Origin of the sequence: Mesorhizobium sp. M7A.F.Ca.ET.027.03.2.1 (assembly GCF_003999175.1) — a bacterium.
Classification (GTDB): domain Bacteria; phylum Pseudomonadota; class Alphaproteobacteria; order Rhizobiales; family Rhizobiaceae; genus Mesorhizobium.
This window is the reverse complement of record NZ_RZOM01000160.1, coordinates 1-8066: the sequence shown is the minus strand read 5'-3', so window position 1 is coordinate 8066 and position 8066 is coordinate 1. Positions and strand designations below refer to the sequence as shown.

Below are 8066 nucleotides of genomic sequence, written 5' to 3'. Positions count from 1 at the left end.
ACATCGGCGTGCTGGGCGAGGTGCCGACAGGGCGCGATTTCGAGGTGCTGAAACTCAACTCGACGCCGATCATCGCGTTTGCATCCGTCGACCACCCGCTGGCCGCGAAAAAGTCGCTCACCCTCAAGCAACTCGCGCAGGAATCGCTGGTCATGCGCGAGCGCGGTTCGAAGACGCGTCAGAAACTCGAAGATCTCGCAGCCGCCTCGAAAATCGAACTCAGGCCGGCGATCGAAGCCGAGGGCCGCGAAGCGGTCCGCGAGATCGTCGCATCGGGCGCCGGCATCGGCTTTGTCTCGGCGGCCGAATTCGGCCAGGATTCGCGGCTGGTGCCGATCACCATCGATGCTCCCGAGACCCTGATGGACGAAGCGCTGATCTGCCTGCGTGAACGCAGCGGCGGCAAACTGGTGCGGGCGTTCCTGGATATGGCAAGGTCCATGTCGGCGGATTAGGCGGCAGCGCGAACCTCCACCACATCAGCCTTCACCCGCTCCGACTTCGGATCGTAGGGGCTGCGCAGATGTGCTGTCGCGGCATGGCGAACGCCGGCAAGGTCGATCTCGAAACGACCACCGGTGAGAAACGCAGCATCGACGCCCGCCTCGTTCTCGATCAGCCCGAGCGCCACCGAGCGGCCAAGCGTGTGGCCGTAGGCGGCCGAGCGGACTTCGCCGACCGGCTTGCCGTCGCGCAGGATCAGTTCGCCGCCCCACAGCATCGGCTCGGCATCATCGAGCGTGCACAGCACGACGCGTCTTGCCGGTGCTGATGGCTTCGTCTCAACCAGCGCGTCGCGGCCGATAAAGCCACCCGGCTTGTCCATCGCCACAGCAAAGCCAAGCCCAGCCTGCCAAGGGCTGATATCTGGCGTCAGTTCACGACCCCAGGCGCGAAAACCCTTTTCGATACGCAAGGCGTCGAGCGCGTAGTAACCGGCATCGATCAGGCCAAACTCGCTGCCAGCCTCATGCAGTGCCTCATAGACACCGACGGCGAATTCGGTCGGCACGATCAGTTCCCAGCCCAGTTCGCCGACATAGGTCATGCGGTTGGCATAGGCGGTGGCATAGCCGATATCGATCTCGCGGATGGTGGCGAAGGGAAAGCCGGCGTTGGAGAGATCGGCCGAGGAGAGTTTGCCCAGCAGATCGCGCGAGCGCGGCCCCATCAATGCCAGTACCGCGTAGGACGAGGTGACATCGGTCAAGATTGCATGCGCGTCGGACGGGATGTTTTTGACGATCCAGTCGGCATCGTGGATGGCTTGTGCCGAACCGGTGACGATAAGGAATTTCTCCACGCCAAGCCGCATCACGGTGAAATCGCTTTCATAGCCGCCACGTGCATTGAGCACGCCCGTATAAACAGATGTACCGACCGGTACGTCGATATTTCCGGCGCAGATCCAGTTGAGCGCGGCGCAGGCATCGTGGCCTTGCACGAGGAGCTTGGCGAAAGAGGTCTGGTCGAAGACGGCGACGGCTTCGCGTGTCGCCTTCATCTCGCGCTTGACCGCCTCGTGCCAGTTCTGACGGCCGAAGGCATAGTCGTTTTCGGCTTTTTCTCCCGGTGCCGCGAACCAGTTGGCGCGCTCCCAGCCCATTTTGGAGCCGAAGCAGGCGCCCTTGGCGGCGAGCCGGCCGTAGAGCGGCGAGCGGCGGAAGGGCCGTGCGGTGTCCAGTTCGCGGTTCGGCCACGGCATGGCGTAATGCAGGCCGAGCGTTTCCTTGACACGGTCATGCAGCCAGCGCGGATTGTTGTTGAACGAGGCGAAGCGCCTGATGTCGACCGGCCACAAATCCATTGTCGGCGCGCTGTTGACGATCCATTCGGCCAACGCCCTGCCCGCGCCGCCGGCACTGGCGATGCCCATCGAATTGAAGCCGGCGCCGACATAGAAGTTCTTCAATTCGGGCGCCTCGCCAAGGAGAAAATTGTTGTCCGGCGTGAAGCTCTCGGGACCGTTGTAGAATTTCTTGACCTCGGCCTCAGCCAATTGCGGTACGCGGACCAGCGCGTTTTCCATCAGGATTTCGAACTGGTCCCAATCGTCCGGCAACAGCGCGAACTCGAAATTTTCGGGAATGCCATTCATGCCCCACGGCTTGGCATGGGGCTCGAAGCCTCCCATGACCAGGCCGCCGACCTCTTCCTTGAAATAGATGAAACCGTCGGGGTCGCGCATCACGGGCAGGTCCGGATGTACGCCCTCGATCCTGCCGGTGACGATGTACATGTGCTCGGCCGAATGCAGCGGCACCGAGACGCCGCACATCAGCCCCACCTTGCGCGCCCACTGGCCGGCGCAATTGACGACGATCTCGGCGGCAATGTTGCCGCGGTCCGTCTCGACACCGCAGGCGACACCATTCCTCTGGCTGATACCAGTGACCTTGACCCGCTCGATAATTTTCGCGCCGCGATTGCGCGCACCCTTGGCGAGCGATTGCGTGAGATCGGTCGGATTGGCCTTGCCGTCACCCGGCAGCCATACGGCCCCGACCAGATCGTCGATCGCCATGACCGGCCATAGATCGGCCGCCTCCTTCGGCGAAATCACGTCGATGTCGACGCCCTGGGCGCGTGCCGATGCGGCCGTGCGCTTCAGCACCGTCATGCGGTTGGCGGTCCGCGCCACCGACAGCGAGCCACAATTCTTCCAGCCGGTGGCAAGCCCGGTCTGGGCTTCCAACTCGCCATAGAGCTGCGTGGAGTATTTGATCAGGCTGGTCATGTTGGAGTGACTGCGCAACTGGCCGACAAGCCCTGCGGCGTGCCAGGTGGTGCCACCGCTGAGTTGCCCCTGTTCAAGCAGCACGACATCGGTCCAGCCGAGCTTCGTCAGATGATATGCGACCGAGCAGCCGATGATACCGCCGCCGACAATGACAACGCGCGCCTGGGTGGGGAATTGGTTTGCCATGGGAGATCCTGCCGTTTTGACACGAGCCGGATCATAGCTGTCGATTTCCAAATATCAACACAAAATACCACAAAACATCACATCAAGATGCAATCATCAGCTCAGGTCCCTTGCGCGCAAGCGCCTCAGCGATGTCAGCCTGAGGCTTCGCGTCGACGATCACGCCGGCGGCACGCTGAAAATTCGGGATCCTGAGCGGCGTCAGCTTTGCGAACTTGCTGCTGTCGAGAACGAAGTAGGTTTTGGCGGCAAGCGCGATCATGCGGCTGCGCTGTTCGGCGCCGGCGCGGGTGAAATCGGTAACCTCGCCGTCGGGCGACAGCGCGCCCCCGCCAAGGAAGGCGACGTCGACGCGAAAGCGCGACATGGCTTCCAGCATGTCGATGCCGGAGGCTGCTTCTTCGCCGGGATCGACTTCGCCACCCAGCATATGCACGCGCATGCCTGAGACGTGGCACAGCAGAAGCGCGATCTTCAGGCTCGCCGTGCAGATGGTGAGATCGCGCAGGTCGGTCATGGCCTGTGCGACGGCCAGCGTGGTGGTGCCGGAATCGAGGAACACCACCATGCCGTCCTTCACAAGACCAGCAGCTATCCTGCCGATCGCAGCCTTGCCCCGGGCATTCTCCTGGCTGCGCAGGCTCATTGCCGGTTCGCTCGGCTCGAAACGGGCAGCGCCGCCATGGACGATGCCGAGTTGCCCTTTAACCGACAGCAGTTTCAGGTCGCGGCGGATGGTTTCGCGTGAGACATCGAAGAACCCGGCCAGTTCGGCGACACTGACAGACCCCTGGGCGCCCAGCCGCCGCAGGATCTCTTCGTGGCGACGTGGAGCAAGGGCGCGCGCCGGCAGGCTGCTGTCGGGGGACATGATGATCCTCGGATCGAGTATCGATGTTGCAATATGTGGCAGTGATCGTGCGCAGAGGCAACCGGAGCTCAAGCCACGCCGTCAGGATTTTCGCGACAGGCCATCTTCCCTGATCGCGCTGACCAGCGTCTCGCTTCCCTCGCGAAGATGCTGCCTCAGAATGCTTGTGGCCCTGTCGCCGTCGCGCCGTCGGCAGGCGGCCAGCAGCTCGCGATGCTCCGTCTGCGAGCGGCTGCGATAGTCCAGGTTCGACAGCAGGATGCGGACGTAGCGATCGGCGGCATTGTGGTGCGCCTCGATCAGGCCGAGCAATCGATGGTTGCCGCAGGCGTCGTAGAGAGCCAGATGAAAGGCACGGTTCAGCGCGCCCCATCGGCCGACATTGCGCTCCGCGTCGATCTGATCGAGCACCTGTTCCGCCTCGTCGAGCTTCGCGGCAGCGAGGTTAGGAAGCGAAAGCCGCAACGCCTCGCATTCAAGCAATTCGCGCAGCGCATAAATTTCACCGATCTCGGCGCCGTCCATCCGAGCGACCTGCGCGCCTTTTGTGGGATGAATGGAGACAATACCTTCGGCTTCCAATTGGCGAAGGGCGTCACGAATTGGCATGCGGCTGAAGCCAAACTGCTCGGCCAATTCATCCTGGCGCAGCGAAGTGCCCGCCTTGATGGTCCCACTGGCAATCGCTTCGCGCAGGACATTGGCGACTTGTTCGGCCACGGTTCGCGGCCCCTGCATCACGCTTTCCGCAAATCCTCGCAATCGATGCTCCCGCTCACATGGTGCCAGCCTAACTGAAGACTCCCCATGTGGATATATGTATGCCTGTATACTCCGCATTCGGCATCATTTGCGCTAATTGCCCGGTCGAACGTGGCCACTGACCTGCACGCCGTCCTCGGCACGCAGGTACAGGAAACCAGGAATGGACAGCAGCGGGATGACCGCGGTCAGCAGGAACACCTGGTGGAAGCGTTCCGCTGTCACGATGTGGGTTTCTCCTGCGACAAGGCCCAGCACCATGGCGGCGATCGAGACGCCGAGCGATACGCTGAGTTGCTGCAGGACGCCGCCGAGACTGGTGGCGCGGCTGAGCTTGTCGGCCGGCAGGTCGGCATAGGACAGCGTGTTGGAGGTCATGAACTGCGCCGACCGGATGACCCCGAAGACAAAGACGTAAAGGCCGATCATCCAATGCGGCGTATCGGCCTCGATCAAGGCAAAGCCCCCGACAGCGGCGGAGCCGACCACCGCGCTGCCGATGAGCACGACATTGAAGCCAAAGCGCCGCAACAGCGGCGACAGCAGCGGCCGAATGAGCAAGGCGCCGAAGCTGCCGACGAATGTCAGCGAGCCCGAGGTGACCGGGCTCATGCCAAAGCCGACCTGCAGCATCAGCGGCAACAGGAAAGGCACGCCATTGAGGCCAACGCGGCACAGGCCGCCTGCGAGCGTACCGACCCAGAACGAGCGAAATCGAAACAGTGTCAGATCGACTGCCGGTGCAACGACGCGGCGCGCATAGCGCCCGAAGGCGAGCAGCAGCAGGATCGCCGCGGCCAACACCAACGCTGTCGCCGAAACGGAGATGATCGGCCTCCCGATGCTTTCCAGCCCGAACTGCAGCAGCGCGACTCCGCATCCCACCATCAGGAACCCGGCGAAGTCGAAGCGCTGCACCGCCTCCTCGCGGAAATCGTCGACGAAGCGCAGCGCCGCCAGAATGCCGAGACAACCGAATGGCACGTTGACATAGAATATCCAGCGCCACGACGCGTAAGTGGTCAACAGGCCGCCGAGCAGCGGCCCGATCACCGGCCCCATGATGGCGGGCAAGGTCGTGTAGGTCATGGCGGTGATAAGCCCGCTGCGCGGAAAGCTGCGCAGCAGGATCAGCCGCCCGACCGGCGTCATCATGGCGCCGCCCAGCCCCTGCAGGGCGCGCATCGCCAAAAGCATGCCGAAACTGTTGGCCATGCCGCACAGCGCCGAGCCGAGGGTGAAGGTGAAAAGCGCCAGCGCGAACACTTTTCGTGCGCCGAACCTGTCGGCGAACCAGCCGCTGACGGGAATGAATACGGCCAGCGTCAGGATGTAGGTGGTGATCGCCAGGTTCAGCCTGACCGGCGTCGTGTCGAGGCTGCGCGCGATGGCAGGGATCGCGGTGGTGATGATGGTGGAATCGAGCTGCTCCATCAGAAAGGCGATGGCGACGATGATTGGAATAATCAGTCTCAGCCTCGGATCGCGCTCGGTGGCAAATTGAGGCTGTTCCAATGCTGTTGCCATTCCGTCATGCAGGCGGCTGCCCCATTCCAGATGGCGCGTCCGCGTTCAAAGGCAAGGTCGCCTTCCGTGCGGCAAGCCGGCCGAGGCCCCGATCGCACAGCCTGTCTTATGGTCCGACGGATAGGCAAGCGGTAGTCATTTCCTCCTTGATGGAAGTCAACAAATTTTGACTGCCCCCACTTCGAGAGGAGACCGGCAAGACAGCGCATTGAGCGTCCAAACTGCGGACGCCAGGGCATTTGCGTTTCAGTGAACGCCAGTTCCGATTTCGTGTCGCAACGTGTCGGGTAAGAGGCTGTCTAACAGCCGCCACGAGCGCTTGACGAAGCAGCGAGATTGAGCCACTTGTCGACTAGTATACAAGTGGTGAGACCATGCTTGAAGTTCTCGTTCGCGCGCCGCAGTCGCTGGAAGTCCGGCAGGGCACGATACCCCAGCCCGGGGCAGGCGAAGTCGTCGTTCATGTCAGCCGTGCCGGCATCTGCGGCTCCGACATTCACATCCTGCATGGCTCCAATCCGTTCGCCGTCTATCCACGTATCATCGGCCATGAATTCGCCGGCACCGTAACAGCGCTCGGACGCAATGTGACCGGCATTGCGACGGGAGACCGTGTGGTGGTCGATCCCGTGGTGTCGTGCGGCCACTGCTATCCCTGCCGGGTCGGCCGCTCCAATGTCTGCGCCAACCTCGAAGTGATGGGCGTTCACCGCGACGGCGGTTTTCGCGCCTTCGTCGCGGTGCCGGCGGCAAATGTCATACCGGTTCCAAGGGATATGCCGTTTGGGCTGGCGGCACTGGCCGAGCCGTTTTCCATCGCCGCCAATGTGCTTGATCGTACCGGTTGCGGACCCGAGGACACAGTGCTGATCTATGGCGCCGGCACGGTCGGCGTCACTGTCCTGCAGGTCGCCAAGCTCAAGGGCGCACGCTGCATCGTTGCCGATATCGACGAAGCCCGCCTCGAGCGAGCGCTCCGCTTCGGTGCCGACAGGGTGATCCACTCCGTGCGCGATCCCGCGCCGGCCGCGGTGCGCGGTGAAAATGACGGTCTTGGCCCGACGCTGGTCATTGACGGCGCCGGCATTCCCGCACTTCTCGACGAGGCTTGCCGGCTGGCCAGCCCGGCGGGCCGCATCGGCCTGCTCGGCTTTTCGGACGCCCCATCCAACCTCAGCCAGCAGGAAGTGGTGCGCAAGGAACTGACCATCGTCGGCTCGCGCCTGAACCGCCGGCTGTTGCCGCGCGTCGTCGAATGGCTGGCCGACAAGCGGCTCGATCCGCAAGGCATGATCACGCAGGTGTTCGCGGCGGCGGATGCACGCGCAGCCTTCGACTTGATCGAGAAGGAACCGGAGCGAACGCTCAAGGTTCAGCTGGACTTCTCTTAAGCCGTGGTTAGCCCTCGACCAGCGCGATGGCGCGCAGCGGTGATCCGGTGCCGCCTTCGATCGCCAGCGGCAAGCTGATCAGGAAGCACCGAGGCGGCAAGTCACCAAGCCGTGCGAAATTCTCGCCGATCAGGATGCCGGCTGAAAGCAACGTACTGTGCGCCGGGAAATCCTCGCTGCCGAAACAATCGATCGACAGGCAGTCCGAGCCAACGATGCGCCCACCGCGCTCGAGCAGCAATTCGCTTGCTTGCCGCGACAGGCCGGGCCAGTCGGCGAGAAACGCGGCCGGATCGTCCCAGAACCGGTCCCAGCCGAAATGGAAGAACACGGCGTCGCCCTGCCGTACGCAGCCATGTTCGGCCTCGAAAGCGAAGACAGCATCCGGCTCGACCGCCTGCCGGGGACGACAGCCACGCGCATCGATCGTCACCATGCGGCCGAAGAAACGCTCGACCGGAATGCCGGAGATGGCAGCACCGCCGCGGATGAAATGGACCGGCGCGTCGAAATGCGTGCCGGTGTGCTCGCTCATAGCCAACGCATGATTGCAGGCGACATCGCCGCGGTCATAGGATTCCACCATCTC

7 protein-coding genes are annotated in these 8066 nt (G+C 63.0%); 2 read left to right on the top strand and 5 right to left on the bottom strand.

Annotation, left to right across the window (positions count from 1 at the left end; genetic code table 11):
• Nucleotides 1-455, top strand: a 455-nt coding sequence (locus tag EN750_RS09885; protein ID WP_245482663.1) for a LysR substrate-binding domain-containing protein, incomplete at its 5' end; no start/stop codon positions are given.
• Here EN750_RS09885 and EN750_RS09880 read toward each other — a convergent pair.
• The 4 genes from EN750_RS09880 to EN750_RS09865 all read right to left on the bottom strand — a co-directional run bounded on the left by EN750_RS09880 (nucleotide 452) and on the right by EN750_RS09865 (nucleotide 6086).
• Nucleotides 452-2926, bottom strand: coding sequence for an FAD-dependent oxidoreductase (locus tag EN750_RS09880; RefSeq protein WP_127396307.1), 2475 nt, complete (start codon nucleotides 2924-2926; stop codon nucleotides 452-454). The genes EN750_RS09885 and EN750_RS09880 overlap by 4 nt on opposite strands.
• Nucleotides 2927-3008: 82 nt before the next feature.
• Nucleotides 3009-3797 carry a DeoR/GlpR family DNA-binding transcription regulator gene (locus tag EN750_RS09875; RefSeq protein WP_127396306.1) on the bottom strand — a complete coding sequence of 263 codons (789 nt, stop codon included), beginning with the start codon at nucleotides 3795-3797 and terminating at the stop codon, nucleotides 3009-3011.
• Between the two features lie 81 nt (nucleotides 3798-3878).
• Nucleotides 3879-4535: a GntR family transcriptional regulator gene (locus EN750_RS09870; RefSeq protein ID WP_127396308.1), complete on the bottom strand. Its 657-nt coding sequence runs from the start codon at nucleotides 4533-4535 to the stop codon at nucleotides 3879-3881.
• 117 nt (nucleotides 4536-4652) lie between these two features.
• Nucleotides 4653-6086, bottom strand: a complete 1434-nt coding sequence (locus tag EN750_RS09865; RefSeq protein ID WP_127396305.1) for a DHA2 family efflux MFS transporter permease subunit — start codon at nucleotides 6084-6086, stop codon at nucleotides 4653-4655.
• A gap of 374 nt (nucleotides 6087-6460) precedes the next feature.
• On the opposite strand from EN750_RS09865, the gene EN750_RS09860 reads away from it, so the two are divergent.
• Entirely contained in the window at nucleotides 6461-7477 is a 1017-nt protein-coding gene (locus EN750_RS09860; RefSeq protein ID WP_127396304.1) for a Zn-dependent oxidoreductase, read from the top strand.
• 7 nt (nucleotides 7478-7484) lie between these two features.
• Here the strand turns inward: EN750_RS09860 and EN750_RS09855 are convergent.
• A partial coding sequence (locus EN750_RS09855; RefSeq protein WP_145967531.1) for a cyclase family protein occupies nucleotides 7485-8066 on the bottom strand: 582 nt, incomplete at its 5' end.

Coding starts and splice junctions, on each gene's coding strand:
- EN750_RS09875 (WP_127396306.1), bottom strand. CDS start 3,797: ATGTCCCCCGACAGCAGCCTGCCGGCGCGCGCCCTTGCTCCACGTCGC.
- EN750_RS09860 (WP_127396304.1), top strand. CDS start 6,461: ATGCTTGAAGTTCTCGTTCGCGCGCCGCAGTCGCTGGAAGTCCGGCAG.
- EN750_RS09865 (WP_127396305.1), bottom strand. CDS start 6,086: ATGGCAACAGCATTGGAACAGCCTCAATTTGCCACCGAGCGCGATCCG.
- EN750_RS09870 (WP_127396308.1), bottom strand. CDS start 4,535: ATGCAGGGGCCGCGAACCGTGGCCGAACAAGTCGCCAATGTCCTGCGC.
- EN750_RS09880 (WP_127396307.1), bottom strand. CDS start 2,926: ATGGCAAACCAATTCCCCACCCAGGCGCGCGTTGTCATTGTCGGCGGC.